Origin of the sequence: Hyphomonas jannaschiana VP2 (assembly GCF_000685215.1) — a bacterium.
GTDB classification, from domain to species: domain Bacteria; phylum Pseudomonadota; class Alphaproteobacteria; order Caulobacterales; family Hyphomonadaceae; genus Hyphomonas; species Hyphomonas jannaschiana.
On record NZ_ARYJ01000008.1, the window covers coordinates 31,425 to 57,588 of the forward strand.

The 26,164-nt window shown below is 62.8% G+C and carries 25 protein-coding genes; 14 read left to right on the forward strand and 11 right to left on the reverse strand.

Annotation, left to right across the window (positions count from 1 at the left end; genetic code table 11):
- Window positions 1-15: 15 nt before the first annotated feature.
- The 3 genes from ftsZ (at window position 16) to HJA_RS12705 (ending at window position 3,599) form a co-directional block, all read left to right on the forward strand.
- On the forward strand, window positions 16-1,482 hold the full coding sequence (ftsZ, locus tag HJA_RS12695) for a cell division protein FtsZ (RefSeq protein WP_035582894.1): 1,467 nt from the start codon (window positions 16-18) through the stop codon (window positions 1,480-1,482).
- Between the two features lie 206 nt (window positions 1,483-1,688).
- Window positions 1,689-2,606 carry a UDP-3-O-acyl-N-acetylglucosamine deacetylase gene (gene lpxC / locus HJA_RS12700; protein ID WP_035582897.1) on the forward strand — a complete coding sequence of 306 codons (918 nt, stop codon included), beginning with the start codon at window positions 1,689-1,691 and terminating at the stop codon, window positions 2,604-2,606.
- A 162-nt stretch (window positions 2,607-2,768) separates the two neighbouring features.
- The gene (locus tag HJA_RS12705; RefSeq protein ID WP_035582898.1) at window positions 2,769-3,599 is read left to right on the forward strand and encodes an outer membrane protein assembly factor BamD; all 831 of its coding nucleotides are present in this window, start codon (window positions 2,769-2,771) and stop codon (window positions 3,597-3,599) included.
- Between the two features lie 6 nt (window positions 3,600-3,605).
- Here HJA_RS12705 and ligA read toward each other — a convergent pair whose 3' ends face one another.
- Together ligA and HJA_RS12715 are read right to left on the reverse strand one after the other, a co-directional pair.
- Window positions 3,606-5,708, reverse strand: a complete 2,103-nt coding sequence (gene ligA / locus HJA_RS12710) for an NAD-dependent DNA ligase LigA (protein WP_035582899.1) — start codon at window positions 5,706-5,708, stop codon at window positions 3,606-3,608.
- Entirely contained in the window at window positions 5,705-7,393 is a 1,689-nt protein-coding gene (locus tag HJA_RS12715; RefSeq protein WP_035582900.1) for a DNA repair protein RecN, read from the reverse strand. Before HJA_RS12715 ends, ligA begins: the two co-directional genes overlap by 4 nt.
- Before the next feature lie 153 nt (window positions 7,394-7,546).
- On the opposite strand from HJA_RS12715, the gene HJA_RS18105 reads away from it, so the two are divergent.
- Together HJA_RS18105 and HJA_RS12725 are read left to right on the forward strand one after the other, a co-directional pair.
- The gene (locus HJA_RS18105) at window positions 7,547-8,332 is read left to right on the forward strand and encodes an SDR family NAD(P)-dependent oxidoreductase (protein WP_051597662.1); all 786 of its coding nucleotides are present in this window, start codon (window positions 7,547-7,549) and stop codon (window positions 8,330-8,332) included.
- 1 nt (window position 8,333) lies between these two features.
- Window positions 8,334-9,020: an SDR family NAD(P)-dependent oxidoreductase gene (locus HJA_RS12725; RefSeq protein WP_035582907.1), complete on the forward strand. Its 687-nt coding sequence runs from the start codon at window positions 8,334-8,336 to the stop codon at window positions 9,018-9,020.
- Window positions 9,021-9,027: 7 nt separating this feature from the next.
- Here HJA_RS12725 and HJA_RS12730 read toward each other — a convergent pair whose 3' ends face one another.
- Complete coding sequence (locus HJA_RS12730) at window positions 9,028-9,441, reverse strand: tautomerase family protein (RefSeq protein ID WP_035582908.1); 414 nt, start codon at window positions 9,439-9,441, stop codon at window positions 9,028-9,030.
- A 116-nt stretch (window positions 9,442-9,557) separates the two neighbouring features.
- Here HJA_RS12730 and HJA_RS12735 point away from each other — a divergent pair, with 116 nt between their 5' ends.
- Window positions 9,558-10,352 carry a helix-turn-helix transcriptional regulator gene (locus HJA_RS12735; RefSeq protein ID WP_035582909.1) on the forward strand — a complete coding sequence of 265 codons (795 nt, stop codon included), beginning with the start codon at window positions 9,558-9,560 and terminating at the stop codon, window positions 10,350-10,352.
- Here the strand turns inward: HJA_RS12735 and HJA_RS12740 are convergent.
- Entirely contained in the window at window positions 10,349-12,160 is a 1,812-nt protein-coding gene (locus HJA_RS12740) for an aminopeptidase P family protein (RefSeq protein WP_035582910.1), read from the reverse strand. The two genes, HJA_RS12735 and HJA_RS12740, sit on opposite strands and share 4 nt — an antisense overlap.
- Window positions 12,161-12,269: 109 nt before the next feature.
- On the opposite strand from HJA_RS12740, the gene HJA_RS12745 reads away from it, so the two are divergent.
- Window positions 12,270-12,536: a hypothetical protein gene (locus HJA_RS12745; protein WP_035582912.1), complete on the forward strand. Its 267-nt coding sequence runs from the start codon at window positions 12,270-12,272 to the stop codon at window positions 12,534-12,536.
- Window positions 12,537-12,848: 312 nt separating this feature from the next.
- Window positions 12,849-14,033, forward strand: coding sequence for an alpha/beta hydrolase (locus HJA_RS12750; RefSeq protein ID WP_035582913.1), 1,185 nt, complete (start codon window positions 12,849-12,851; stop codon window positions 14,031-14,033).
- Here HJA_RS12750 and HJA_RS12755 read toward each other — a convergent pair.
- Entirely contained in the window at window positions 14,004-14,861 is an 858-nt protein-coding gene (locus HJA_RS12755; RefSeq protein ID WP_035582914.1) for a 50S ribosomal protein L11 methyltransferase, read from the reverse strand. The two genes, HJA_RS12750 and HJA_RS12755, sit on opposite strands and share 30 nt — an antisense overlap.
- A 44-nt stretch (window positions 14,862-14,905) precedes the next feature.
- Entirely contained in the window at window positions 14,906-15,304 is a 399-nt protein-coding gene (locus HJA_RS12760; RefSeq protein WP_206741719.1) for a DUF1330 domain-containing protein, read from the reverse strand.
- 178 nt (window positions 15,305-15,482) lie between these two features.
- Between HJA_RS12760 and HJA_RS12765 the strand changes: the two genes are divergently transcribed.
- Window positions 15,483-15,779: a TM2 domain-containing protein gene (locus HJA_RS12765; protein ID WP_051597665.1), complete on the forward strand. Its 297-nt coding sequence runs from the start codon at window positions 15,483-15,485 to the stop codon at window positions 15,777-15,779.
- 93 nt (window positions 15,780-15,872) lie between these two features.
- A complete protein-coding gene (locus HJA_RS12770) occupies window positions 15,873-17,489 on the forward strand; it encodes a class I adenylate-forming enzyme family protein (RefSeq protein WP_035582915.1) in 1,617 nt (538 codons plus the stop codon).
- On the opposite strand, the gene HJA_RS18110 is transcribed toward HJA_RS12770, so the two are convergent.
- On the reverse strand, window positions 17,477-17,968 hold the full coding sequence (locus tag HJA_RS18110; protein ID WP_051597666.1) for a GFA family protein: 492 nt from the start codon (window positions 17,966-17,968) through the stop codon (window positions 17,477-17,479). The two genes, HJA_RS12770 and HJA_RS18110, sit on opposite strands and share 13 nt — an antisense overlap.
- A 94-nt stretch (window positions 17,969-18,062) precedes the next feature.
- On the opposite strand from HJA_RS18110, the gene HJA_RS12780 reads away from it, so the two are divergent.
- From HJA_RS12780 to HJA_RS12795, 4 genes are all read left to right on the forward strand, one after another.
- Window positions 18,063-18,992 (forward strand): peptidylprolyl isomerase, encoded by a 930-nt coding sequence (locus HJA_RS12780; RefSeq protein ID WP_035582916.1) that lies wholly within the window; start codon window positions 18,063-18,065, stop codon window positions 18,990-18,992.
- 122 nt (window positions 18,993-19,114) lie between these two features.
- Window positions 19,115-20,416, forward strand: a complete 1,302-nt coding sequence (locus tag HJA_RS12785; RefSeq protein WP_081814704.1) for an ammonium transporter — start codon at window positions 19,115-19,117, stop codon at window positions 20,414-20,416.
- A 64-nt stretch (window positions 20,417-20,480) separates the two neighbouring features.
- The gene (pgeF, locus tag HJA_RS12790; RefSeq protein WP_035582917.1) at window positions 20,481-21,260 is read left to right on the forward strand and encodes a peptidoglycan editing factor PgeF; all 780 of its coding nucleotides are present in this window, start codon (window positions 20,481-20,483) and stop codon (window positions 21,258-21,260) included.
- A gap of 90 nt (window positions 21,261-21,350) precedes the next feature.
- Complete coding sequence (locus HJA_RS12795; RefSeq protein ID WP_035582919.1) at window positions 21,351-22,289, forward strand: ribose-phosphate pyrophosphokinase; 939 nt, start codon at window positions 21,351-21,353, stop codon at window positions 22,287-22,289.
- Window positions 22,290-22,294: 5 nt separating this feature from the next.
- Here HJA_RS12795 and HJA_RS12800 read toward each other — a convergent pair whose 3' ends face one another.
- From HJA_RS12800 to HJA_RS12815, 4 genes are all read right to left on the reverse strand, one after another.
- Complete coding sequence (locus tag HJA_RS12800; RefSeq protein WP_035582920.1) at window positions 22,295-23,209, reverse strand: hypothetical protein; 915 nt, start codon at window positions 23,207-23,209, stop codon at window positions 22,295-22,297.
- 131 nt (window positions 23,210-23,340) lie between these two features.
- Window positions 23,341-25,278 carry a peptidoglycan DD-metalloendopeptidase family protein gene (locus HJA_RS18115; RefSeq protein ID WP_051597667.1) on the reverse strand — a complete coding sequence of 646 codons (1,938 nt, stop codon included), beginning with the start codon at window positions 25,276-25,278 and terminating at the stop codon, window positions 23,341-23,343.
- Window positions 25,275-25,661, reverse strand: a complete 387-nt coding sequence (locus HJA_RS12810; RefSeq protein WP_035582922.1) for a BlaI/MecI/CopY family transcriptional regulator — start codon at window positions 25,659-25,661, stop codon at window positions 25,275-25,277. The genes HJA_RS18115 and HJA_RS12810 overlap by 4 nt, the downstream gene beginning before the upstream one ends.
- 167 nt (window positions 25,662-25,828) lie before the next feature.
- Entirely contained in the window at window positions 25,829-26,107 is a 279-nt protein-coding gene (locus HJA_RS12815; RefSeq protein WP_035582924.1) for a hypothetical protein, read from the reverse strand.
- Window positions 26,108-26,164 lie beyond the last annotated feature (57 nt).

Below are 26,164 nucleotides of genomic sequence, written 5' to 3' on the forward strand. Positions count from 1 at the left end.
GAAGTGAGGGATGCAATGAATTATGAACTGAAGCCCAGGATCCTGGTCTTTGGCGTCGGCGGTGCCGGTGGCAACGCAGTCGACAACATGATCGAAGCGAACCTGCAGGGCGTCGAGTTCATTGCAGCCAATACCGACGCGCAGGCCCTCTCGCGGTCGAAAGCCGATACGCGTATCCAGCTCGGCCCGGTGACAACGTCTGGCCTCGGCGCCGGCGCACGTCCGGAAATCGGCGAGAAAGCCGCTGAAGAATCCATCGACGAGATCAAGCAGCACCTCGAAGGTGCGCACATGGTGTTCATCGCTGCCGGCATGGGCGGCGGTACCGGCACCGGCGCAGCGCCCGTAATTGCCCGCGCTGCCCGCGAGATGGAGATCCTCACCGTCGCCGTCGTGACCAAGCCGTTCGGCTTTGAAGGCAACCGCCGCATGCATGTGGCTGAAAGCGGGCTGGACCTGATCCGCTCTCATGTCGACACGATGATCGTGGTGCCGAACCAGAACCTCTTCCGCATTGCGAATGACCGCACGACCTTCGCTGAAGCCTTCCGCATGGCTGACGACGTGCTTTACTCCGGCGTGCGTGGGATCACCGACCTTATGGTCATGCCCGGCCTGATCAATCTCGACTTCGCCGATGTCAGCTCGATCATGCATGGCATGGGCACCGCCATGATGGGCATGGGCGAAGCGACCGGCGAAAACCGCGCCCTGGAAGCGGCGCGCCAGGCCATCGACAACCCGCTGCTGGACGACATCTCGATGAAGGGCGCCAAGGGCGTGCTCATCAACATTACCGGCGGCTATGACATGACCCTGTTCGAACTGGACGAGGCCGCCAACGAAATCCGCCGCGAGGTGGATACCGACGCTAACATCATTCTCGGTTCGGCGTTCGACACCGAACTGGAAGGCCGCCTGCGCGTCTCCGTGATCGCGGCGGGCGTCGAGGCCAACTTCGCCGCACAGCCGGCCGTGGAACAGGAAACGGTCCGCCAGCCCATCGCCGCCCCGGTTCAGGATCCGGAGCCCGAAATCGAAGCTGAGGCAGAAACCGCCGAACCAGCCGAAACGGACATGGAAGAGGTTCCGGCCGAAACCCCTGCCCCGGCTGCGGATCAGGACCGTCCGACTATTGTGACACACCGGTCGACGCCGGCTGAGGCAGAAGCCGACGCTGACACGGCCCATCAGGAAGAAACCCACTACGAAGGCGCAGAAGGAGACGAAGAAGTGTCTGCAGATTCCGTATTCTCCGCCCGCCGTGACACGCCCGTCGCCGACAAGCCGAAAGCCGAGCAAGGCGGATCGGGCTTCGCCAATCTGTTCGGCTGGCGCCGCAACACGCCGCAGGGCGAAAACGACGATGCCGCTGAACCGGCACCGATCGTCTCTTCGCCGGACGATCATCCGGAACCGGCCCCGTTCGACGATGCGGATCTCGAGATTCCCGCATTCCTGCGCCGCTCGGCCAATCACTGAGCCGTTCTGCGAACCGGCCTGCCGGAGACGTGAAAAAACAGTCAGGCAAGGTTAACCTGTTACAATGAAAATCAAATAGAAACAGGGCCGTATCATATGATACGGCCCGTTTTGTAACACGGCGAAATAAGCCGTGTTTTGCCCCACCCGGCCCCTGCCCCCACAAAGATGTCAGGTTTCATGGGGCAGTTGTGAGTAGATTTAGCATGGACATGCAGCAGACCATCGAGCGGCCGGCCATGTGCGCCGGTGTCGGCGTCCATAGCGGCGAGAAGGCCCGGCTCGTGCTGAAACCGGCCCCGGTGGGCACAGGCGTTGTCTTCCGCCGGACCGATCTTGGCCTGAAGAACGCCACCGTCCTCGCTCACGCCAACAATGTTTCCGATGTCCAGCTCGGCACCACCATCTCGAACGAGGCTGGCGTGTCTGTCGCGGTTGTCGAACACCTGATGGCGGCTGTCTGCGGCCTCGGCATCGACAATCTCCTGATCGAGATCGACGGGCCGGAAGTGCCGATCATGGACGGCTCCTCGGCGGTCTATTGCGAATTGCTGCTGCAGGCTGGCCTGAAACAGCAGACCGCGCCTCGCCGCCGCATCCGCATTCTTGAAACCATCGAAATCGTTGACGGGCCGAAGCGCGCCTTGCTGGCGCCCTCCCCCGACAACCACCTCACGCTGCGCGCCCGGATCGAATACGACAACAGCGTCATCGGCATCCAGCAGATGGCCCTGCGCCTGGCGCCCGGCATGTTTGCGCGTGATCTCGCCTTCGCCCGCACCTATGGCTTTGCCCGCGATGTGGAGATGCTGCGCTCCATGGGCCTCGCCCGCGGCGGCTCGCTCGACAATGCGGTCGTGATCGATGACGACGAAGCGATCATGAACCCCGAAGGCCTGCGCATCGAGGATGAGTTCGTCCGCCACAAGATGCTGGACGCCGTGGGCGACCTGATGCTGGCCGGGGCGCCGATCGCCGGCGCTTATGATGCGGTACAGCCCGGCCACGCCCTCAACAACAAGCTGGTCCGCAAGCTGCTGGAGACCCCGGAAGCCTGGTGCTGGGAAAGCGACGCAGACACCGATCTCGTCTCGCAGGCCGTACGCGCCGGGGCCGCGATCTAGGCCGCCGGCTTCGACCCCCGCATTAAAAGCTCGCAACACTTGTCGGGCCGGGCCGCATTCCGGGCCTGAACAAGGTATACAGCCTGTGAAAGTTCCTTGGAAAACAGGCCGGGTTCGCGCTAATCAAAAGCGTCAAGAATTTCAGAAAGCGCGCCAGAGCCCATGAAGCCTGCCAAGCCCCTCGCCCTCGCCCTGATTGCCGTGGCTGTCAGCCTCACCGCCTGCCAGAACCGGGAAAAGCGCCAGCGCGAACTGGCCTATGTCGAACGCCCGGTCGAACAGCTCTACAATCAGGCAGGTCGTGAGCTGGATCAGCATGACTACGAAACGGCAATCCTGCTGTTCAACGAAGTCGAGCGCCAGCACCCCTATTCCGAATGGGCCCGCAAGGCGATGGTGATGACGGCCTACGCTCACTACCAGCGCCATGACTATGACGAGACCATCTCAGCTGCCCAGCGTTATATCTCGCTGCATCCGGGTGGCTCTGAAGCGGCCTACGCCTATTACCTGATCGCCATCAGCCAGTTTGAGCAGATCGTCGATGTCGGCCGCGACCAGGGTATGACCGTGCAAACCAAGGCCTCACTGCAGGACGTGCTGCGCCGTTTCCCCGACAGCAAATATGCCCGCGACGCGCAGGTGAAGCTGGACATGGTCAATGACCAGCTGGCTGGCAAGGAGATGGAAGTCGGCCGCTGGTACCTGCGGTCCAACCAGACGCTGGCAGCGATCAACCGGTTCCGCACGGTGGTGAAGGAGTATGACGAGACGTCCCACTCCGAAGAAGCGCTCTACCGTCTCGTCGAGGCCTATCTTTCGCTCGGTATGCGCCCGCAGGCCACCGAAGCGGCTGCGACGCTAGGCTACAACTATCCGGACTCTGACTGGTACAGGATGGCTTACCAGCTCATGACGTCGGAAGGCATCATGATGGATACCTCGGCGCCCAAACGCACGCTGCTGCAGAAGCTGATCCCAGGCGGCAAATAGGCCGTATCAGCCACCGATCAGGTCAAACCATTCATCCTCGGTCATCGTCTGCACACCGAGGTCCTGAGCTTTTTTGAGCTTGGATCCGGCGCCCGGACCGGCGACCAAAAGGTCCGTCTTGGCAGACACCGACCCTGAGACTTTCGCGCCCAATGCACTGGCACGCGCCTTGGCCTCATCCCGCGTCATGCGCTCCAGTGTTCCGGTGAAGACGATTGTCTTGCCCGCAACCGGACTGTCAGAGGCCGCTTTGGCTTCGTCCTGAATTGTCAGCTTAGATAGCAGGGCCTCCAGCATCTCACGATTGTGCACTTCACGCTCGAAATCGCAGAGCGCGTTGACCGCCGTGGCGCCAATGCCGTCGATGCCGGCCAGCGCCTCCCAGGCCTCGCTGCTCTCCCCCTCTTCGGCGGCGGAGACAACATTCGCCCAGAACACATCCCATTTCAGGAAGGTCCTCGCGAAAAGTTGCGACGTGGTCTGCCCGACATGGCGGATACCCAGCCCATTCAGGAAGCGCGCAAACGGGACCGTCCGGCGCGCGTCGATAGCATCCAGCAGTTTCTTCGCAGAGACTTTGCCGAAGCCTTCCCACTCTTCCAGCGGCGGCAGGCCCGCAGCTTCAATCGCATCAGCAAGCCGGAATATATCCTGCGGCCCTTTCAGCACGCCTTTCTCATGGAAAAGCTGGATCTGCTTTGCCCCAAGACCATCAATATCGAGCGCCTTGCGGGAAACGAAATGCTTCAACCGTTCCACCGCCTGCGCGGGGCAGACGAGACCGCCAGTACAGCGCCGGCGCACATCCTCTTCCCCCTTGGCATCAATCTCGCGCACCGCGTCCGAGCCGCAGATCGGGCACTGGTGCGGCATCTGCCAGGGTTTCCCGCCCCCATCCTTCACGACACGGAGGACCTGGGGGATCACATCGCCCGCGCGCTGGATCTCGACCGTGTCGCCCGGCTTTACGCCAAGACGGGCAATCTCGTCTTCATTGTGCAGTGTAGCGTTCGAGACGACCACGCCGCCGACCGTCACCGGCTGCAACCGCGCGACCGGCGTCAGCGAGCCGGTGCGGCCAACCTGAATTTCAATATTCAGCAGTTCCGTCGTCGCCTTCTCCGCCGGGAATTTGTGCGCGATGGCCCAGCGCGGCGCGCGGCTCACAAAACCCAGCCGCTGCTGCCAGTCCAGCCGGTCTACCTTGTAGACTACGCCATCGATGTCATAAGGCAGGTCGGCGCGCTGTTCTTCGATGTCGCGATAAGCGCCCAGCAATTCCTCGACCGTTCCGGCACGGATCATCATGGGGTTGATCGAAAATCCCCAGTCCGCGAACTTCTGCACGGCCTCATGCTGGGTCTCGGCAAAGGCTGCGCTTTCGGCCGCCCAGGCATAAGCGAAGAAGCGGAGCGGGCGGGATTTCGTCACCTCGACATCCAGCTGCCGCAGGCTGCCGGCGGCGGCGTTGCGCGGATTGGCGAAAACCTTCCTGCCGGCCGCCTCTTCGCGCGCATTCAGGGCCGCGAAATCCTGCTTGGTCATGTAGACCTCGCCACGGATCTCGATCATGTCCGGCCAGCCCTTGCCGGACAGGTTTTCGGGAATGTCGTCCAGCGTCCGCGCATTGGCAGTGACGTCCTCGCCCACTTCGCCATTCCCGCGCGTCGCCGCGCGTTTCAGCCTTCCCTTCTCATAGGTGAGGCTGAGGGAGAGGCCGTCAATTTTCGGCTCCGCCGTGATGGCAACCTCTTCCTCAGCGCCGAGACCAAGGAAGCGCCGGATCCGGTCCGCGAAGTCGCTGACATCCTCATCCGAGAACGCATTGTCGAGCGACAGCATGGGCGCAGCATGGGCGGCCTTGGCGAAGCCCTCATGTGCGGTGGCGCCCACCCGGTCTGATGGGCTGTCTTCACGCTTCAGGTCAGGAAACCGGGCCTCGATCGCCGCATTGCGCAGGCGTGCAGCATCATACTCCGCATCCGTCATCAGCGGGGCATCTTCCTGATAATACGCCGCGTCGGCCTCGGCGATCAGACCGGCCAGACGTTCAAGTTCGACCGCAGCCTCTTCGCGCGTCAATTCCTCGACCGGGGTCGCCTCGCTCATACATCCTCCAACAGCCTCCCGGCGGCTGCCCGCGCCTCTTCGGTAATCTCGGCGCCGGACAACATGCGGGCAATTTCTTCCTGCCTGTCCGACTCATCTAGCCCGCGCAGGCGCGTGCCACCAGACTTGCCCCTGCCCTTTTCCACAAGCCACTGCGACCGCGCGGCGGCGGCGACCTGAGGGCTGTGCGTGATGGCGAAGACCTGACGCGTCCGGCCAAGCCGGATCAGCCGCTCACCGATGGCCGCAGCCACCGCGCCACCAACACCCTGATCCGCCTCGTCGAAGATCAGAGTACCTGCGCTGCCTGCTTCGGCGAGGGCGCATTTCAAGGCCAGCGAGACCCGCGCAAGTTCCCCACCCGAGGCAATCTTGCGAAGCGGGCCGAAGCCTGCGCCGGGATTGGTCTCAGCATCGAATTCCACCCGGTCGGCGCCATGCGCACCGCCGTCATCGCCAAGCGGGGTGACAGAGACGCGGATCACCGCCCGGCCGAGTTTGAGGGGCGCGAGTTCTTTCACAATGGCCTTTTCCAGCTGGCACGCTGCGGCCTTGCGCGCCACAGTCAATTTCTCGGCCGCTGCGTGCCAGGCCGCATTGGCAGCGCTTTCAGCTTTCCTCGCACGGATCAGGGCATCCTCGCCTGCCTCGACCAGATTCAGCCGTTCCTGCAGCGTCTCCAGCACATCCGGCAACAGGTCCGGGTCGACCATATGCTTGCGGGCCACGGCGCGCAGCGCGAAGAGCCGCGCTTCGGCAGACTCCAGCGCGCTTGTGTCGTGCTCGACCAGGCTTTCCAGCGCCGCAATCGCTGCCTCGGCCTCCCCCGTTTCGATCAGAGCGCGCTCCAGCGCTTCGGCCGCTGCACGGGCGGCATGGGCCAGTGGATGGTCAGCCCCGTCAAAGCCCGGCAGGCGGCAGATACGCTCAGCTGCGCGGGAAGCTTTGGAGAGGGCCGTCTCGATCTCGGCATCGGCAAGGGCCTCTTCAGCTTCGGCAATGGCTTCCGTCACTCGTTCGGACTGCATCAGCCGTGTGCGGGTTTCCGTCAAACTACCCGCCTCCCCGGCCTGTGGGGCCAGCGCGCCCAGTTCCTCCACGGCGCCAGCCAGCCACTCCCGCGTGCGCAGGGCTTCTTCGGTTTCGGACTCCAGCCGCTCCCGGGTCTCAAGCGCGGCAAGCCGGGCGGCATGCGCTTCAGCACAGGCGTCCAGCAAGGCTTCATTGCCCGCGAACAGGTCGAGCAGCTTACGGTGCGACGACGGCCGCATCAGCGCCGAGGCAGCGTGCTGTCCATGGATTTCCACCAGCGTCTCGCCCGCTTCGGCCAGCAGGGCGGCGCTGACGGGCTGGTCATTGATGAAGGCCCGCGCCGGGCCACTGGCGCGCACGACACGCTTCAGGGTCAGCGTCTCGTCGGGGCTTGCCTCGAAGCCATGCTCGGCCAGCACATCCCAGATTGGATGGCCCGGCAAAGCGGCAAACTCCGCCGCGACGCTCGCCTGCTCTGCCCCGGCCCGGATCAAGGCCCGGTCGGCTGGCGCGCCCAGCGTCAGCGCCAAGGCATCGAGAATGATGGATTTGCCCGCCCCGGTTTCCCCGGTCAGTGCGGTGAAGCCGGATCCGGGCTCAATATCGAGACGATCGATCAGCACGAAATCACGAATGGACAAAGCAAGGATCATGGACACACTCCCAACTCTACGGAGTGCGGTCCTATCACGAGAACAAAAACAGAACAAATGGAATCTGCACGGACAGTTTTTCTGAGAGCCCTCTGCCCTGACCCGCTTTCGGTATAGCCTGCTAAAAAGGCGCAATTCAGGGAGGCCGCAAGCATGATCGATTACAAAGGCAAAGTGGCACTGGTCACCGGCGGGGCGTCAGGCATCGGCGAAGCGCTGGCGAAACAGCTGAGCGAACGCGGAGCACATGTCATCGTGGCTGATAAACAGGCCGATCTCGCCAAAGAGGTCGCAGCCCGCCTGCCGCATCCCGGTCTCGCACTTCCCTGCGACCTGTCGGAGCCTGACGCGCCCGCGGCCCTCGTGAAGGACGCTTTCGGCTGGAAAGGCCAGCTGGACCTGATCTGCGCCAATGCCGGCTTCGGGCGGCGCAAGAAAATGATGGAAGAGGATTTCGGCGCGGACGCAATGACCCTCTTCGCCGTGAACATGTTCGCACCATTCCGCATTGCGCAGGCCTATGGCGCGGGGCTCGCGGGTTCCGGCGCGCGCGGACGGCTGATGATCACAGGATCAGAGAACTCCCTCAGCCTGCCGCAGGCCGTAAGGCGTAGCCGCCTCGGCGCCTATGGGGCCAGCAAGCATGGCGTGCTGATCATGGCCGAATGGCTGAAGGAGGAATTGGGCGGGGACCTCATGGATGTGCACGTCCTGATGCCCGGCGCCGTCTACACACCCCTGATCTCGCGCAATTTACCAGACCCGAAAGATCTCCCGCCGGACATGGGCGTCATCATGCCGGATCGCTGCGCTGAAATCGCGCTGAAAGGACTGGACCTCGGTCTGTTCTACATCCCCACCCATGCCCATATCGGAGACGACATCCGCCCCCGGTTCGACGGCGTGCAGGATGCGCTCACGCAATTGGGACTCCTTTGACATGACCACCCTCCTCATCACCGGCGCAAATCGCGGCATCGGCTTTCACCTGGCCCGGGAAGCCCTGAACAAGGGCTGGCAGGTCTATGGCAGCGTGCGCACCGAAGCGCAGGCAGAGCAGACGGCTGCGGAACTGGGCTCCGGCTTCACACCGCTCGTTTTCGACGTGACCGACCGCGCCGCCGTCAAATCGGCGGCGGCAACGCTCGACGCACCCATCGACATCCTGATCAACAATGCCGGCACCATCGGTCCGCCAGATGCGGACCAGACGACGCTGAACATGGATTTTGACGGCTTCGCCCGGACGCTGGAGATCAACACGCTCGCGCCGTTGGCCGTCGCGCAGGCTTTCCTTCCGAATATCCGGAAATCGGACAATGGACGTATCCTGACCGTTTCCAGCCAGATGTCGTGGATGGGCTATGCCGCATCGGACCGGATCGCCTACCGGGCCTCGAAGGCGGCGGTGAACAAGGTCATGCAGGGTCTAGCAACTGACCTTGCCCCGGAAGGCATCGCGGTCTGCCTGATCGATCCAGGCTGGGTTCAGACCGACATGGGCGGGCCAACCGCGACCCTCAAGCCGACAGAAGTCGCCCGCGGCATCATCAATGTTGCAGACGGACTGACCCTCGCCCGCACAGGCCAGTTCATCGAATGGACCGGGAGAGAGCGGGCGTTCTAGCGAAAGGTTAGCTGCCCCCACTCATCCGCTCATCCGTGCCTGTCTCTTTGTCGACGCGGCGGCCATGGGCCCACCAGTTCTCAAAAGTCGTTTCGACAATCGACATGCCGAGGTCCTCGCGGCGCAGGCCGGGAGATTTCACGAGATTGTCCGCAATCGTCTCGAACAGGCGCTGTTTCACAGCGGCCGGGCGGGCATTGAACGACAGCCGGATCATCAGGAAGTCCGGACTGCGCGGCATACCGAAATAGTTCGGGTCAAAGATATAGTTCTCTTCTTTTTCCAGTTCGTGCGTGACCTGGAAATAATCGTCTTCCGGCAGGTTCATGACCGACATCATCGCCTGATGGATGCCTGCCGATACAGCCGCCCTGTAGGCCTTGTTTTTCCCGGAACGCATCCAGACTTGAATCATTGGCATGGGATTTTCCTTTCTCGCTCGACCCGCAGTTGACGGATCGTTTGTCGAGACTAGGGTGAACATCACACCACAAACAGGACTAGGATTATCGTAGGATAAAATAAGCCCACCCTGAGATGCAAACGACGACGCCCACCCCTCCCCGCCATGCCCGCAACGAACTTGGCCGCTTCCTCCGCTCCCGGCGTGAGTCGATCCGGCCGGAGGCACTCGGCCTGCCTGAGGGCGGCAGGCGCCGCACCCCGGGGCTTCGCCGTGACGAAGTGGCCGAGCTCGCAGACATTTCCGTTGACTGGTACATCCGGCTGGAACAGGGCCGTCCGGTTCGCCCATCCCGGCAGACCGTTGACGCGATTGCCAGGGCCTTGCGGCTCGACATGGTCGAGACCGCCCATCTCTATGCCCTCTCCGGCATTTCTCCACCCCTGGACAGCACGGACGAAACTGTTCCGCCTACTGTCCAGCGCATGACTGATCGGCTAACACAGCCAGCTTATGTCACGAATAAATTGGGCGATGTGCTGCACTGGAATCTTGCAGCAGATGCCTTGTTCGGGTTCGGCGATTTTGCTGACGCAGACAGGAATGTCTTTATCGGCATGTTCCTCCGCCCCGCCTCGCGCAAGCTGTTCGGCACGGGCTGGGAATCTGAAGCCAAGCGCATGCTGGCTGAATTCAGGCCCATCCACGATGTAAACGCGGCCGATCCGCGCTTCGTGAAGCTGACGGGCCGGCTTCAGGCAGAGAGCCCGCTATTCGCAAAATGGTGGGGCCAGCATGGCATCAAGGTTGGGGGTGCCGGGCGCAAGACGCTCTACCCGCCAGGCGGCGGGAGGACGAAATACGAATATGTCGCCCTTCAGGTTATCGAAAACCCGGCACTCAAAACCATTATCTACTACGCCGTCTAGATCCGCTTCGTGGCCTCTTTCAGCCAGGCTTTTACATCGTCCGGCAGTTTGCGGTTCAGCAGTTTCCAGACTTGCTTGTGATAGTCGTTGACGTATTTGCGCTCTTCCTTCGTCAGCAGCTTCACGTCGATCAGGTCTCTGCTAAGCGGAGCGAAGGTGAGGTTTTCGAAGCCCAGCATGTCGATCTCGCCGCCCTCGATGGGCGCGGCGGGCGTAACATATTGCAGGTTCTCGATGCGGATGCCGTACTGCCCTTCCCGGTAATACCCGGGCTCGTTCGAGACAATCATGCCAGGCATCAGGGGCACATCGTTCCACGCCTTGGCAATCCGGTGCGGGCCTTCATGCACACCGAGATACACGCCAACGCCATGGCCCGTTCCGTGCTGGTAGTCGAGCCCGGCCTGCCACAATGCATGGCGCGCCAGGACATCCAGATGCGTGCCTGTCGTGCCTTGCGGGAAGCGCACGGCTGCCAGCGCGATATGGCCTTTCAGCACCAGCGTATAGTGGCGGATCATGTCAGCCGTCGGTTCACCGATCGGCACGGTACGGGTGATGTCCGTCGTCCCATCCGGATACTGACCACCGGAATCGATCAGGTAGAGCGAGCCGAGCTCCAGCGTCCGGTCGGAGGCTTCCGACACGCGATAGTGCGGCAGCGCGCCATGCTCCACGGCGCCGGAAATAGACGGGAAAGACAGGTCTTTCAGGGAGTCATTTTCATCCCGGAAATTCTCAAGCCGGATCGCGGCCTCAATCTCCGTGACCTTGCCGCTCTGCGCTTCGGTATCGAGCCAGTGCAGGAACCGCGTCACGGCCACCCCGTCACGAATATGCGCAGCGGTCGTGCCCTTGATCTCTGCTTCGTTCTTGCAGGCGCGCGGCAGGGCCACCGGGTCACGCTGGCGCACGATCTTGCCGCCTGCGGCCTCGACCGTATCGAAGAACCAGGCCGAAGCGAGATCCGGATCGAGGCTGACCGTCTTGCCGGCGAGCTCCCCCAGTCCTTCATCGATTTCCGACAGGGGACGGACGGTGACCGTGTTGCCGAGATGCTTGCGCAGCTTCGGCGAGACCTTCGCCTCGTCGAGGAAAAGGTCTGCCGTACCGTCCTTGTGCAGGATCGCGCGGCCGAGCGGCAGCGGCGTGCACATCACGTCCCCGCCTCTTATGTTGAATGCCCAGGCCAGCGACGTGGGCGAGGTCAGCACGGCCGCATCGATGCCGTCTTCTTCCAGTGCCTTGCCAATCTCCGCGCGCTTCTCGTCATGCGCAACGCCGGCATATTTCACGTGATAAGGCGCAACTTCCGCCATCGGCTGCGGCGGGCGGTCTGCCCAGGCCTTGTCGATCGGGTTCTCATCCACGGAGACCAGCGTGGCGCCGGCTTTCCTGGCGGCCGCCTGCAGCAGCGTCACATCGTTCGGGCTCATCAGGCGCGGATCATAGCCGACCGTCTTGCCGGAGAGTTTCTGCTTCGCGAGCCAGCCGAAGGCGCCCGGTTCCGGAATCGCCTGACGTTCCCACAGTTCCGGATCGGTCTGGTCGGCCGCCTGGATCGTGTAGCGGCCATCGGCGAAGATCACGGCCTTGTCGGTGAACACAAAGGCCGAGCCGAACGAGCCGGTGAAGCCCGATACCCAGGCCAGACGTTCATTTGCGTCCGGCAGGTACTCGTTCTGGTATTCGTCGTCATGCGGCACGTAAAAGCCGTCGAGGCCCATATTGCCAAGCTCCTTGCGGAGCAGCGGAAGGTGCGCGCGCCCATCCTGGGGGCCGCCCTTGATATCGAAGGTCTGTCTCATGCCGGAGTCTTACCGCTGCGCCTGCCCCGAGGAAAGCGCATTTGAGCCATGCATTTCAGCATGCATATTTAACGATTCCCCCTCTTTTTTGTTTACCTCGGAGGCCTATATGGCGCCCTCCGAAGTCATTCTCCCTGAAAGCATGGGTTCGGAAAAAGAACGTACAAATAAAATTGCAAGAACAACGAAAGCAAAACTGATGAATACCGACCTGGCGACTTCCGCCCGCACCGACACCGCCGAAATTCGCGGTTCGGAAGTCAACGAACTCACCCGCGCCATCATTGCCGGCGAAGCCGTGCAGATGCCGGTGAACCGTCCGCGTATCCTGGCTCGCCGCATGGCCCGCTGGGCACGCCGCGCCGCGCACGCCTGATTATCCCTGGGGCCTGCTTCCTCACCTCCTCCTGAGCAGGCCCACCCCTTAGTGTAGCGTACACTTCTCCCGCCCATCCTCCCTGGGATGCGGCGGGAGATTTTTATTTGGAGATCTGTCCGGGAATTTATTTTCGTCTTACAGGAGGAATCGTTACCCTACCTAAGAGAGAAGCTGGACAGGGTGGTGTGACGTATGAAACTGAAAGTGACCGCGTTGGCGGTACTTATTCCTGTTTGCCTCGCCGCCTGCCAGACCGGTCAGCCAGAGCAGTTCTCAGGTGAGACAACCCCGGAAACCATCACGCGACACATGGTAGACACCAACACCTATTGCGCAGACATCGCGGCGCTGACTGGCACCACCGACAATATTATCCACCTGCAAACCCTCGATGCGGTCCGAGCCGCCTGCTCACTTCCGACAGATGATGTGCCCCTCCCCGAAGCAAAGGCGCGGCTGGCAGGAAAACAAATCGCGCTTGAGGCCAGTGGTGAGACCCTTACCCTGTTTCAGCTTTCGGACGGCCAGCCCCCCTTCACATGCTGCTCCCTTCAGGATCTGAACTGGCGCCATCTCGGCGATGAAAGAACCTGGGTCAGCCGGCTACGCCTGAAAGACCTGCAATCCGGCATGCTCATGCAGTTCGCGGCGCCTCCCCGGCCAGGAACTGCCGAGGACAATTTGCTTAAATGGCGTGGCCCGGACGCAAGGCCAGCGCCGGTGCCCAAGCCGGATCTCAGCGGTACACTTTCACGGCACGAACTCTACAGCCCGCAACTCGGCGAAACCCGGCGCCTCTTCGTGTATCGGCCCAACGTTCCCGAAACCGGAGCACCCCTTCCTGTTCTCGTGCTGGCAGACGGAGAAGAACTCCCCTTCTGGGCCCGGATCATCGAACCTTTTATGGATTCGGGCCAGATCTCGCCTGTGCTCATTGTGGGACTTGTCAGCGGCCAGCTGGGAATCGTCGAAGACCGCAGCGACCTTGGCAGCGACATTAGAAATATAGACTACCTGCCTTCCGATCTGGATGGACATCCCCCTTCCCGGTTTGACGCACATCTGGACTTCGTGATCGAGACGGTACTGCCCTGGGCCGAGACTGAATTCGGGGCGAGCCGTGACCGTCAGCAGCGGGTCATTGCAGGCATGTCCAGCGGCGGAGGCTTTGCACTGAATGCCGGGTTCCGGCGGCCCGACATTTTCGCGCATGCCTGGCCGATGTCGCCGGGGTCTGATGGGATCGAAGCGCCGCCTCCTGCGCCCAGCGAAGATGCCGCCACTTTCCGCATCAGCGCGGGTTATTATGAGCCCCGCTTCCTTCGCAGTGCAAAGTTCAGTGCGGAAAACCTGTCAGCCGCCGGATACCACGTCGAGACGCACTGGTACCCGGCAGGCCACATGCAGGACCAATGGGAGCTGGCCCTGCCCGAAAATCTGGAGGCGGTCTTCCCCGGTCCCGCTTCAGCCCTGCTGGCGCATGACGAGGGTTGACCAGCCATCCTGGCGGATGCGGCGATCGAACAGGATGCCGTGGCCTTCGAAGGCCTGGCGCACCTGCCCAGCCTGATGGTGCAGCAGGCCTGACAGGATGATCGTGCCACCGGGCGCCGTGAGGCGCGCAATTTCCGGTGCAAGACCGATCAGCGGTTTCATCAGGATGTTCGCAAACACCGTATCGTAGGGCGCCGCCTGCCGGATGCGCGGATGCCGCGCGCCGGTGACATGCATCGCCGTGAAGCCGGTGACATTGTTTTTCTTTGCGTTTTCGTTCGCCACGGTCACGCTGTCGAAGTCAATATCGGTGCCGAGCGCCATGGTCGCCCCGGCCTTCAGGGCGGCGATCGCCAGCACGCCGGAGCCGGTGCCGAGATCCAGCACTTTCCCGATGGCGCGGCGGCGGCGCACATCGTCCAGCGCCAGCAGGCAGCCAAGCGTCGTGCCATGATGGCCTGTGCCGAAAGCCGGACCAGCCTCGATCAGCACTGCGATCTTACCCGGAGCATGCCGTGCTATGGCATGACTACCGGCGACGAAGAACGGACCAGCCGAGACCGGCGGCAGACCTTCGAGTGACATCGTCACCCAGTCGCGCTCGATCACTTCTTCCACCCGCGCATTCAGCTCCGGACTCGTCTCGGAGATGATGGCGACGCACGCGTCCGCCTCTTCCTGAGTCTCCGCGAAAGCATCGAGGCGCCAGACGCCCCGTCCATCTTCCTTGCAGTCCACTGCGCCCGCAGGCGACGGGTCTGCCCAGGCCAGGGCATCCCATGCTGCTTCCACCGGCGCCCGCGCGCCTCTTGCCGAGATCTGATACATCCGCGGCGCTTAGCAGGACACCGAACCGAAAGGAAGATGCTGCATCAGGGGGCCGGGCCTTCCACCAGGATGAAGCGGGAAATCGCGTTCTCGATGCGCCCCTGCCGGACGTCTGTATATTCCGGCGAGTCATAGAAGCGCTTTGCTTCCGCCATGCTCGGAAACTCCACGACAACCATGCGGCCAGCCGGTGGAGCGCCCTCCAGCGCTTCGGTTGCGCCGCCGCGTACGAGATACTTGCCGCCATACGCCGCCACGATCGGCCCGGCCGCCGCCACATATTCTTTGTAGGGCTCCGGGTTCACCACCTCGATTTCGGCAATCAGATAGGCCTTGGGTACCTGTGCCTCGGCCGTTTCCGGCTCAGCCACAGTGGTGCAGGCCGCCGCCATGAAAAGCCCTGCACAAAGGATCGCGACACCAATGCTCTTTTGAATCCTCATTATTTCGTCTCCCCTGAAACCCGATGTTGTCCCAGCTTCTCAGAAAGCGCCGGGAAGTCCGGCCTGCCAAGGGTTTTCGTGATCCTGCGAAAAAATTCAGGCGTCCATTACGCGCTGCCCTTGGAATCCCGCGGAGGATAACATATATTGTTATTCGATAAGAAGGAGACCCCGGGCCATGAGCCTTTCAACCGATGACATGATCCTGATCGAGCAACGCGTTGCCAATGAGCGCAAAAGCGCGGGTGCGGCCTATCTGCTCTGGTTCTTTCTCGGCTTCGTGTCGGCCCACCGGTTCTATCTGGGCAAGCCGATCAGCGCCATTCTGCAGATCCTGTCCTATTTCATCCTTGTGGGCTTTGTCTGGTGGTTCCTGGACTTCTTCCTGATCCCGTCGATCATCGAGGACGATCTGGACGACAAGCGCTCCCGCATGGCCGGATACCTGCGCCGCCGCGGGCATTACGCCTACTAGGCGAATCTGCCGTGCCTGCGCCGGTTTAGCCCCATAGCGGCCCTGAAATTTTGCCTGTAGTCTCCCATACAGAATAAGTGTTGGGAGGCACGCATGTACCAGGTTTCGCTGACGGAATCCTATTTTCCAGCCCATGGAGGCCCGGAACCGGCCCCCCGGACAATCGGCGACATGCTGCGCGCCTCCACGGCCCGCCATCCGGACCAGCCCGCCCTGAAAGCGCTGGACTATGACGGCGCCGTCCTGCGCACCTGGTCCTACAAGGACCTTCTCTTCGATGCCGAACGCCTCGCCCGCGCGCTCGCCAGCCGCCACGAGGAAGGCGCCCGCGTGGCGGCCTATGCCAACAACGTGCCCGAATGGGTCCTGCTGGAACTGGCTTGTGGTCTCGCTGGGGTCACGCTGGTTACGGTGAACCCCGCCTATCAGAAGCGCGAACTGAAATACGTACTCGAACAGTCCCGCTCCGAAGCAATTTATTATGTCGCCGATTTCCGGGGCAATCCGATGCAGAAGATCGCAGATGAAGTGTGCAACGAGATCCCGGCGATCCGCCACAGGATCCTCCTGACCGATCACACCGCGCTGTTCGATGGCGAAAACAAGGGTGAACTTCGCACGCCGCACCCGCTCGACCCGACGCAGATCCAGTACACGTCCGGCACGACCGGCTTTCCCAAGGGCGCCCTGCTCCACCACAATGGCCTCGTCCTGAATGGCATCGAAGCCATGAAGCGCGCCGGCGTGAACCAGGGCGATGTCTTCGTGCACCATATGCCCCTGTTCCACACGACGGGCTGCGCCATTCTCGTACTGGGCGGCCTCGGCGTCGGGGCGACCCTGCTGCTGGCGCCGATGTTCGATCCGGCCATGGTCGTGAAAGTGATGGAACGCGAGCGCACCAAATTCATCCTCGGCGTCCCGACCATGCTGGTCGCCCTGATCGAGGAAGTGGAGAAGAGCGGGCGCGATGTCTCGTCGACCCGCCGCATCATGTCGGGCGGGTCGATGGTGCCGCCTGAGCTTTGCCGCAAGGCCCGCAAAGTCTTCGGCGCGCCGATCCAGATCATCTACGGCCAGACGGAAACCTCCCCTGCCCTGACCCAGGCCTGGTATGAGGACGACGAGACGGACCTGACGCAAACCATCGGCCAGCCTGTGCCGTATACGGAAATCTCGATCCGCGACCCGATCACCAACAGCGTCGTGCCGGTGGATGAACAAGGCGAAATCTGTGCCCGCGCCTATTCCGTCATGCTCGGCTACAATGACAATCCGGAGGCTACGGCCGCCACCATCGATGAAGAGAAATGGCTGCACACCGGCGATCTCGGCCGGATGGACGCACGCGGCTATGTGAAGATCACCGGCCGGGTGAAGGAGATGATCATCCGCGGCGGGGAGAACCTCTTCCCGGCCGAAATCGAAAACGCCCTGCTGGAACACGAAGCCATTTCAGAAATTGCCATTGTCGGCATCCCGGACGAGAAATGGGGCGAACAGGTCGCCTGCTTCATGCGCGGCAATTCAAAGCCGCACCCGACGGATGCGGAACTGAAGCAGTTCATCCGTGAGCGTCTCTCACCGCAAAAGACGCCTGCCTACTGGATCTGGGTCGACGACTGGCCCCTCACCGGCTCCGGCAAGATCCAGCGATTCAAACTCGCTGAAGCCTTCGAACAAGGCGCCTACACCGATCAGGTCGAGTAGATCTGATCGAAATGCGCCCAGAGCGCCTGCCGGGTGGAGTTGAAGGCTTCGATGACGAGGGCGTCATTCGCCGCGACGGCGTCCCGGGCGGCTTCTTCGGTGAAGATGTGAGACGTCGGGACGGCCCAGGACGCGTCGTCCAGCGTACCGGCGCAGAGGATCACGAGGTCCGGTGCGGCTTCCGGCAGGTGCCACATCCGTGTGCCGCACGCCCGGCAGCGCTCAATCGGGATCGTGTGCCCGCTGCCGCCTGTCCGCCGGAAAACGTCGAACGTGCCGGAAGTCACCGCCAGCGCGTCCTTTGGCACATGCAGATAGACCCCGAACGTCGCCCCCGACAGGCGCTTGCAGTCGTCGCAATGGCAGGCGTTCACCGCCTTCGGCCGGGCCGTGATCCGGTAGCGCACCGCGCCGCAATGACAGCCGCCCTCAATCGGGATGGCAGGGAGTGGCGGGCGGGAAATCTCTGTGCGAAGCATGGGGGTGATCCTACCTGGCATAGCCTGCGCAGCAACTATTCCGTCCCTTCATATTCGCTTGCCTCCGGGCCCCTTCCCCGCCAACACTCGGCCCATGCTGAAACGCCTGATCCCCGTCTTCGCCCTGATCGCTGCCTGCCAGAACGCGCCCGCGGAAACCGTTCCGGAGCCCGCGCCCGCAGAGGAAGACAGTGCCTGGCGCCCGGTCGATCCGGAGAATCTGCTCCTGTTCGATCTCGGCCAGAACGGCGTCATCTATATGGAGTTGTTCCCGGAAGCTGCGCCTGCCAACACGGCCGCGCTGCGCGAAGCGGTGCGGACCGGCTATTTCGACGGCGAATATTTCTACCGCGTGGTCGAAACGCATGTGGCACAGGCCGGCCGGGAGTTCGACGAACGCCTGAAGGACAGGCCACGCCTGCCGCTGGAAGCCGAACGCGAAACCAGCGAGGCGGGCTTCGACCCGCTTGGCAGCGCCGACCTCTTCGCCCCGGAAGTTGGCCACCGCATGGGCATGCCTGCTGGCCGGTCGCAGGGAACAGAATGGCTGCTGAACTGCCCCGGCGCCATCGGCATGGCGCGTGATGAAGGGCCGGACACGGCCGTCACCGAAATCTACATTCCTCTCCTGCCGCGCCGCTATCTCGACCGGAATTATACGGTCGTCGGCCGCGTAATTTCCGGCATGGACACGGTGAACCGCCTCGCCCGGGTGGCACCTGCCACGCCGGAGGAGACAGAGGTTCTGTTTGGCGAAAACAAGCAGCTGGCCGCTGAAGCTGCGGAAGCCCGCGACGACAAACTGGCTCCGAACAGGATCATCGCCGCCCATGTTGCTGCCGATATGCCCGCGGACACCCGCCCGGCTTTTGAGGTCATGAAGACGCCAAGCCCCGACTGGGACGCCTTGAAAGACAGCAAACGCGATTATTCTTCGATCAGTGCCTTTGTGAATACGCCGCCAGAAGTGCTCGATATTTGTACATTACCGGTGCCTGTGCGCCCAGTTTTTGGGCAATATTGACGCTGTTCGCGAGGGGTTAACCCAAATTGCTTGGCGGGCAGGCAGACCCGCATCCTGTTTTGTCAGAAAACCAATAGACGCGAGTGGAGGGCAAGTTCACGCGCGTGAACTAAGTGAGGGAGCTGACATTGGGGTTCAAATCAATTGCGGCGCGCTTCGGCGTGCTCTCGCTGCTGTGCGCGGTATTTTCCGTGCCAGCCTTTGCCGACAGTGTGACCAGTTCGGGTGACACGGCCTGGATCCTGACCGCGACGGCGCTCGTCCTGTTCATGACCCTGCCGGGCCTCGCCCTGTTCTATGGCGGCCTGGTCCAGGCCAAGAACCTGCTCTCGGTGTTGATGCAATGCATGGCGATCGCCGCGTTGATGAGCCTCGTCTGGCTCATCTGCGGCTATTCCCTCGCCTTCGGGCCGGGCGAAGGCGGCATCATTGGCGGTTTCGCGAAATCCTTTGCCGCAGGTGTCACCGCCGCACCGCTGGACGGCCAGTCCATCCCTGAGCCGCTCTTCATGATGTTCCAGATGACCTTTGCGATCATCACCCCGGCGCTGATCGTGGGCGCTTTTGTGGAACGGGTGAATTTCGGCGCCATGCTGGTCTTCTGTGCGCTGTGGCTGCTGCTCTGCTACGCGCCTGCCGCGCACTGGGTCTGGGGCGGCGGCTGGCTCGCCGGCATGGGCGTGATCGACTTCGCCGGCGGCATCGTGGTCCACACGACAGCGGGCGTCTCGGCACTCGTCTTTGCCCTGATCATCGGCAAGCGGGCCCATTTCCCGAAAGACATGCATCCCCCGCACAGCCCCGGCTTCGTCATGCTGGGCGCAGCCATGCTGTGGGTCGGCTGGTTCGGCTTCAATGCCGGCTCCGCCCTAGGCGCCAATGGAGACGCCGCCCGCGCCATGCTGGTGACGCATACATCCGCCGCCACGGCATCGCTTGTCTGGATGGGCATCGAATGGGTCAGCTTCCGCAAACCGACGCTGGTCGGCATCGCGACCGGCATGGTGGCGGGCCTTGCCACGATCACCCCGGCGGCGGGATCGGTCGGACCGGCCGGGGCCATCGTCATCGGGGCAGCCAGCGCCTTTGTCTGCTATGGCGCCGTCGTGCTGATCCGCCAGAAACTGCAGATCGACGACAGTCTCGACGTGTTCGCCGTGCATGGTGTTGGCGGCATTCTGGGCAGCCTCGCCCTGCCCTTCCTGGCTGCGTTCGGTCCGCTGGCGCCCGGTCTGTCAAAGCCGGTCTTCGTCCAGTTCGGGGTCCAGCTGCTGGGGGTTACCGTGGTGGCGCTCCTTTCGGCAGCGGTCACGGCTGGCCTGCTCTACGCCATCCGCACCGTCATACCGCTCCGCGTTTCGCCGGAAGATGAGGAAGCCGGGCTCGATTCCGCCACACATGGCGAGAGCGCCTACCACCAATAAGCGGGCAATAAACGACACGTCCCGAAACTTGACAGGGCGGGCGGGGCACAGCACGCCTGATGGCATGACCGATACGGCTCCGCCCCCTTTCGAAACCGCCCCCGGGCTGTCCGGCCTGAAAGGCATCCGCCACGGTTTCTTCGGCCGCAAGGGCGGTGTGTCGACCGGGCTCTATGCCAGCCTCAATGCCGGGCCGGGCTCGAATGACGATGCGGCCGCCGTGGCGAAGAACCGGGACATCATCCGCCAGGCCATGGGGGCGGACGCCCTGCTCTCCTGCCATCAGATCCATTCGGCAGACGTCGTCCACGTCACCGAGGCCTGGGACACAGACCGCCCGCAGGCCGATGCCATGGTGACCACTTTGCCGGGCCTCGCCCTGTGCATTCTGACGGCCGACTGCACGCCGGTCCTGTTCGCCGATGCCGAAGCGGGCGTGATCGGCGCGGCGCATGCGGGCTGGAAAGGCGCGCTCGGCGGTGTTCTTGAGGCGACCGTCGCCTCGATGACCGAACTCGGCGCCCGGCCGGGGCACATCCACGCTGCCATCGGGCCGACCATCGGCCAGGCGAGCTATGAAGTCGGCCCGGAATTCCGCGACATCTTCCTCGACGCCTCCCCGGCCAGCGAATACCTCTTCGTGCCAGGCAAGGGCGACCGCTTCCATTTCGACCTGCCAGCCTATTGCCAGGCCAGCCTGACCGCCATGGATATTGGCCATGTCGCCGATCTCGGCCTCGATACCTGCGCGCTGGAGGACGGCTATTTCTCCAATCGCCGCCGCAATCACCGGGGCGAACCGGACTATGGCCGAAATGCCTCAGTCATTGTGCTGGCGCCGTAAAAAAACGGATTCAATGCCAGAGTCCGGTTGCGACTCGCCGCTCCCTGTTACAAAAGCGTCGCCATCAGGGGCAACAGGGTCAGAGCCGACATGAAACTTCTCGCTTGCAACGCAAACCGCCCGCTCGCTGAAGCCATTGCCGACTATCTGGACATGAGACTGACCCGGTCGGAGGTGAAATCCTTCGCCGACCAGGAAATCTTCGTTCGTATCGACGAGAATGTCCGCGGTGAGGACGTCTTCGTCATCCAGTCGACCTCGCACCCCGCCAATGACAATCTGATGCAGCTGCTGATCATGATGGACGCGCTGCGCCGCGCCTCTGCCCGCCGCATCACGGCTGTCATCCCCTATTTCGGCTATGCCCGTCAGGACCGCAAAACCGACGGCCGCACGCCAATCTCGGCCAAGCTGGTCGCCAACCTGATCTCGACTGCCGGCGCCGACCGCGTCCTGACCGTCGATCTCCACGCCGGCCAGATCCAGGGCTTCTTCGACATCCCGACCGATAACCTGTTCGGCAGCCCGGTGATGATCGACGACATCAAGGAACGCTATGGCAAGGACAAGATCGTGGTCGTCTCGCCGGACGTCGGCGGCGTGGTACGCGCGCGCTCCCTCGCCAAGCGGCTCGACGATGCCGACCTCGCCATTGTCGACAAGCGCCGCCCGGAAGCCGGCAAGTCGGAAGTCATGAACATTATCGGTGATGTCAGCGGCAAGCGCTGCATCATGCTGGACGACATGTGTGACTCAGGCGGCACGCTGGCGAACGCGGCTGCAGCCCTGAAAGATCAGGGCGCAAAATCGGTCTCGGCCTATGTCAGCCACGGCGTCCTGTCTGGCAAAGCGGTGGAGCGGATTGAGAAATCGGTGCTCGACGAACTGGTCATGACCGACACGATCGCCCCGTCAGACGAAGCGAAAAAGTCAAAATCCATCCGTATCCTGCCGATTGCCCCCCTGCTGGGCGAAGCCATCCGCCGCATTGCGAACGAGGAAAGCGTCTCGAAACTCTTCGACCGCTAACCCCCTTACCGGTCTTCGAATGCCGGGGCGAGTGTATCTTCAGACGGACCAACAAGTCCCACACTGAACATGTGGGTGATGCTGTCTGGTCCGGTACAGTAGTAAATGCCGTCTTCTTCCACAAAATCCGGTGCCGTCGGCAGCTCTTCGCGGATCGCGAGTCTGCCCGCCACCCGGTTGTGGGCCAGACCGCCCCGGTGCACCAGCATCACCGATGCCACCGGCGTGAATTTCTTGAGCACGACCCCCGCCGTCGCAGCCCGGTATGATGTGGCCTCGCCGGTCAGCGGATCGATGACCTGGCTTGGCCGCGTTGCCAGGCCTGTGTGGAAATTACCCGCAAACATCAGGATGAGATCACAATCGACCGCCTCGCAAGCCGCTTTCGTATGCAAGGCCAGATCGAGATCCCAAACACTGAGCGTGCGGTCGACACTTTCCGGAAGGTCCAGCGCCGCAACAGCCGCTTTGTCAGCATCGGTCCTGTAGCGGCGGCTATCAGCGGCGACGACATGAATATCCGCCCCCGCCAGCTTCAGCGCCCTCAATTGCAACAGCATGTTCCGCATCGCATCGGAGGTGCGCCCGTCCTTCGTATGGTGCATCGAAAAGGCGTCGAGCGCGGCCAGCTCGTCTGGCGCCCCCATCACCGCATCGAGATCGGCCTGCCATTCGGGCGGATATTCCAGCGCGACCAGCACGCGCCGCTCCCCTGCTGCCGCCTGCGCCACCGCATCTGCAAACGCAGCCGGCATTTCCCGGGTGCCATGATAATTGCCGAAAAGGATTGCCTTGTGCGAGGCGGCGAGGTCTTCGAACGACACGGCCTGCCCCTCTGTGCATGCGGGCATCTCCGGTGTGTCCGCCCCAGCGGACAGGGCCATGCCCAGCACTGTGATGATGGCGACAAGATGCTTCATGTTCTGGTTGCTCCCAGCTCAACCAGAACATTATGTTACATTGAAACAATTGTCCATGCGCCAGCAGAGGCACCGGGATGACGCGGTTTCCGGGCAGGTGTGTGACCCGCCCGGAAACCATCCGCTCACTGTCAGCTCATGCAGTAGGAGAGCGGATAGGTCACGCCTTTGACTTCCACCGGTTGGCCATCCGGTCCGGTCACGGGCTTGAACGCCGCGCCCGGCAGGGCCGCAGCAGAGCTTGCGAATACGGGATCGGAGCAAGTCGCCAGCGTATTCTTCGGCTTGCCGTCCACACCCAGATCGAACATCACGAGACAGGCGCCGATCTTGCCCGCTGACGCCGCCTCCGCGGGATAGACAGGCATCGGGTAGGACGTCGTTTCCGGCACCCATGAAGCATCCATCAGAAGTCCGGCCTGTTTGTTTTCCTCTTCGGCCTCTGCCTTGCGCCGCGCCCAGTCTTCAGTCTCTTCCGGCTGTCTGAACCAGGCATCGAGTTTCTTGCAGGCGGCCTGTGCAGCTTCGGCTTCTTTGATAAAGTCTGCGGTCTTTTCCAGCGAGGCAGGTTCCGGCGCGAGCGGAGCCTCAGGAGCCAGTGGTGCAGCAGCGGGCCCTGATATAGGCGGCGCTTCCGGCGGGGCGGGCGGCACAGGCGCTTTGGCACCCGAAGTGGCAAGAATGGTCAGATCATCCGCCAGAACCAGACCCTCTTCTGCCTGCGGATCGAAATAATCCCCATTTCGAACTGTTTCGAAGTGCAGGTGCGGGCCCGTAGCAATACCGGACTGACCGACTTTGCCGATCACATCACCGGGCTTCACAACGTCGCCCGCTTTCACGTCCATAGAGGACAACTGTCCGAACCGCAGCACCGTTTCGCCGCCGGCCATCAGCTGGACGAGGTTTCCGTAGCCCTTTGTCATCTCCGCCACGGTGACCACACCATCCGTAGGCGCATAGACAGGCGTCCCCTCCGGCGCAGCAAGGTCGATACCGCTGTGCAACTTCATTTCTCCCGTTGTCGGGTGCTTGCGCATGCCGAACGCACTCGTCAGACGGGCCTTGTCCAGTACGGCGTGGCTGTAGGTCACGGTCATACCCGGCCCGGCGGCGGCGCCCTTGATCAGCATGCCCTGCGCGAGCGCCAGCGGGGCGGCACACATCAGGGCGGCGGCGAGCACAAGGCCCATGCGGCGCGGGCGGGGTTTCTCTGTCAGCAATTCGTTGAGACGCATCTTCAGGGTTCCTTTCTTCCGGAGGATGAATGCCGCCACAGGCAGCACCGCCTCATCGCGCGAAGCTCGCGCAGCAGACGTCAGGGTCCGGGCATAGGCGATCCGGTCGCCCGTCAATTCGACGGTCTCTTCATCGACGACCGCTTCGCGCCAGAAATCGAGCTGGCCGCGAATCCACCAGGCAAAGGGAGAGAACCAGAAAAAGTCCGCCACAATCCGCTCCAGAGGTCGTGCAATCAGGTCTCCGCGTTTCAGGTGAACCAGTTCGTGGACGATCACTTCGCTCGCCCCTCCCCCGCGGATCAGGGCAGCGGGCACATAGATGGCGCGTTTCAGGACGCCCGCCAGGAAGGGGGCGCCGCGCGGAATGACAAAGACGCGCGGCGTGCGGGAAAGGCCGACCGCTTCCGCCCAGTGGCCGATCGGCCGATGTGTGCGCATGGCACGCGCCTTCAGCCGCTGCAGACGCACCTGACTGATCCCCCACAGCAGGAAGCGCACGGCCCAGCCTGCACAGATAGTCCAGATAATCAGTGTGCCAATGTCTGGCAATTCAATCCCGGCGGCGGGCGCAGGCATGGCAACGCCGTCCTGCGGGGTGATCATGACCGGCTCCAGCAAAGGCAGCTCGCCCAGCGGAACGTCGACCTCTACGGAGAAGCCCGGCACAAACAGCGCCGCAGCAAAGGGCGCCAGCAACGCAAGTGCCGCGCCGCGCCAGATCGCCTGCGCCACTTTCGGCGAGGGCTGTTTCCGGCAGATCAGGCTGGTACCGGCCCAGACGGCCGCGCTCCAGCCGAGAACGAGAAGGACCAGACCGAGCGGGCTCATGACTTGCCCCCTTTGGTCTCATCCTCGGCGGCATTGATGATGGCGTCGAGCTCGTCCAGCTCGGCATCGGACAGATGCGGGCTCTCGGCAAACAGCGCCGCCGGGATCGGCCCGTCCATGTCGAGGACTTGTCTGGCCAGATGGCGGACAAGGCCGCCCAGCGTCGCGGTCCGGTCCAGCACGGCGGAGAAGACGGCCATGCCGTGCACGTCCTTCCGCGTGACCCACCCCTTCTCTTCCATCCGGGCAATCACGGTGCGCGTGGTGGAAGGCTTCCACCCCTGCGCCGGGCCGACGGCCTGATGCACTTCGCGCGCACTCTGCGGCCCGGCGGACCACAGATGTTTCAGAACGATGAGTTCGGAAGAATTAGGCTGGGACATGGCTTCACCTGTGCCTCGTTCACTATCACGGTCACTGACTCACTACAGTTGTAGTGCATTCGCGTCAAGTGACATGTGAACAAAAGCAAACGGCCCGTCAGAAACGGGCCGCATATATGGTGTATTCATGGTGTTTATACGGTGTTGTTCATGGTCCGGAAGCGGACTTATTCAACCGTCCAGCCACGCGGTGTCCGGCGGGCTTCCAGCGTCATGGCTTCCTGGCCGGTGTCTTCGGTCCGGCGGCGCGCGCGGCGCCCGCCCGCAAACCGCATCACCAGCGCAGCCGTCCCGATCAGCACACCTGCGATGGCGGTCATCACGGCCACGATGCCTGCGGTCAGCACCAGCATCATCCCGATCATCACCTGAAGAAACAGGGCAAGACCGGCGCGAAGGGCGGCGGCGAAGTCAAATCCGGCGGGATGCGGGGCTGTCTGGGTCATGGCAATTCCTTTGCCCGATCAACATGGCGGCATCATGGCCGCCCGTCAACGCGGCGC

Bases quoted from the DNA above. Each gene is read 5' to 3' on its own strand.
- ftsZ (WP_035582894.1), top strand. From the start codon at position 16: ATGAATTATGAACTGAAGCCCAGGATCCTGGTCTTTGGCGTCGGCGGT.
- lpxC (WP_035582897.1), top strand. From the start codon at position 1,689: ATGGACATGCAGCAGACCATCGAGCGGCCGGCCATGTGCGCCGGTGTC.
- HJA_RS12705 (WP_035582898.1), top strand. From the start codon at position 2,769: ATGAAGCCTGCCAAGCCCCTCGCCCTCGCCCTGATTGCCGTGGCTGTC.
- ligA (WP_035582899.1), bottom strand. From the start codon at position 5,708: ATGAGCGAGGCGACCCCGGTCGAGGAATTGACGCGCGAAGAGGCTGCG.
- HJA_RS12715 (WP_035582900.1), bottom strand. From the start codon at position 7,393: ATGATCCTTGCTTTGTCCATTCGTGATTTCGTGCTGATCGATCGTCTC.
- HJA_RS18105 (WP_051597662.1), top strand. From the start codon at position 7,547: ATGATCGATTACAAAGGCAAAGTGGCACTGGTCACCGGCGGGGCGTCA.
- HJA_RS12725 (WP_035582907.1), top strand. From the start codon at position 8,334: ATGACCACCCTCCTCATCACCGGCGCAAATCGCGGCATCGGCTTTCAC.
- HJA_RS12730 (WP_035582908.1), bottom strand. From the start codon at position 9,441: ATGCCAATGATTCAAGTCTGGATGCGTTCCGGGAAAAACAAGGCCTAC.
- HJA_RS12735 (WP_035582909.1), top strand. From the start codon at position 9,558: ATGCAAACGACGACGCCCACCCCTCCCCGCCATGCCCGCAACGAACTT.
- HJA_RS12740 (WP_035582910.1), bottom strand. From the start codon at position 12,160: ATGAGACAGACCTTCGATATCAAGGGCGGCCCCCAGGATGGGCGCGCG.
- HJA_RS12745 (WP_035582912.1), top strand. From the start codon at position 12,270: ATGGCGCCCTCCGAAGTCATTCTCCCTGAAAGCATGGGTTCGGAAAAA.
- HJA_RS12750 (WP_035582913.1), top strand. From the start codon at position 12,849: ATGGTAGACACCAACACCTATTGCGCAGACATCGCGGCGCTGACTGGC.
- HJA_RS12755 (WP_035582914.1), bottom strand. From the start codon at position 14,861: ATGTATCAGATCTCGGCAAGAGGCGCGCGGGCGCCGGTGGAAGCAGCA.
- HJA_RS12760 (WP_206741719.1), bottom strand. From the start codon at position 15,304: ATGAGGATTCAAAAGAGCATTGGTGTCGCGATCCTTTGTGCAGGGCTT.
- HJA_RS12765 (WP_051597665.1), top strand. From the start codon at position 15,483: ATGAGCCTTTCAACCGATGACATGATCCTGATCGAGCAACGCGTTGCC.
- HJA_RS12770 (WP_035582915.1), top strand. From the start codon at position 15,873: ATGTACCAGGTTTCGCTGACGGAATCCTATTTTCCAGCCCATGGAGGC.
- HJA_RS18110 (WP_051597666.1), bottom strand. From the start codon at position 17,968: ATGCTTCGCACAGAGATTTCCCGCCCGCCACTCCCTGCCATCCCGATT.
- HJA_RS12780 (WP_035582916.1), top strand. From the start codon at position 18,063: ATGCTGAAACGCCTGATCCCCGTCTTCGCCCTGATCGCTGCCTGCCAG.
- pgeF (WP_035582917.1), top strand. From the start codon at position 20,481: ATGACCGATACGGCTCCGCCCCCTTTCGAAACCGCCCCCGGGCTGTCC.
- HJA_RS12795 (WP_035582919.1), top strand. From the start codon at position 21,351: ATGAAACTTCTCGCTTGCAACGCAAACCGCCCGCTCGCTGAAGCCATT.
- HJA_RS12800 (WP_035582920.1), bottom strand. From the start codon at position 23,209: ATGAAGCATCTTGTCGCCATCATCACAGTGCTGGGCATGGCCCTGTCC.
- HJA_RS18115 (WP_051597667.1), bottom strand. From the start codon at position 25,278: ATGAGCCCGCTCGGTCTGGTCCTTCTCGTTCTCGGCTGGAGCGCGGCC.
- HJA_RS12810 (WP_035582922.1), bottom strand. From the start codon at position 25,661: ATGTCCCAGCCTAATTCTTCCGAACTCATCGTTCTGAAACATCTGTGG.
- HJA_RS12815 (WP_035582924.1), bottom strand. From the start codon at position 26,107: ATGACCCAGACAGCCCCGCATCCCGCCGGATTTGACTTCGCCGCCGCC.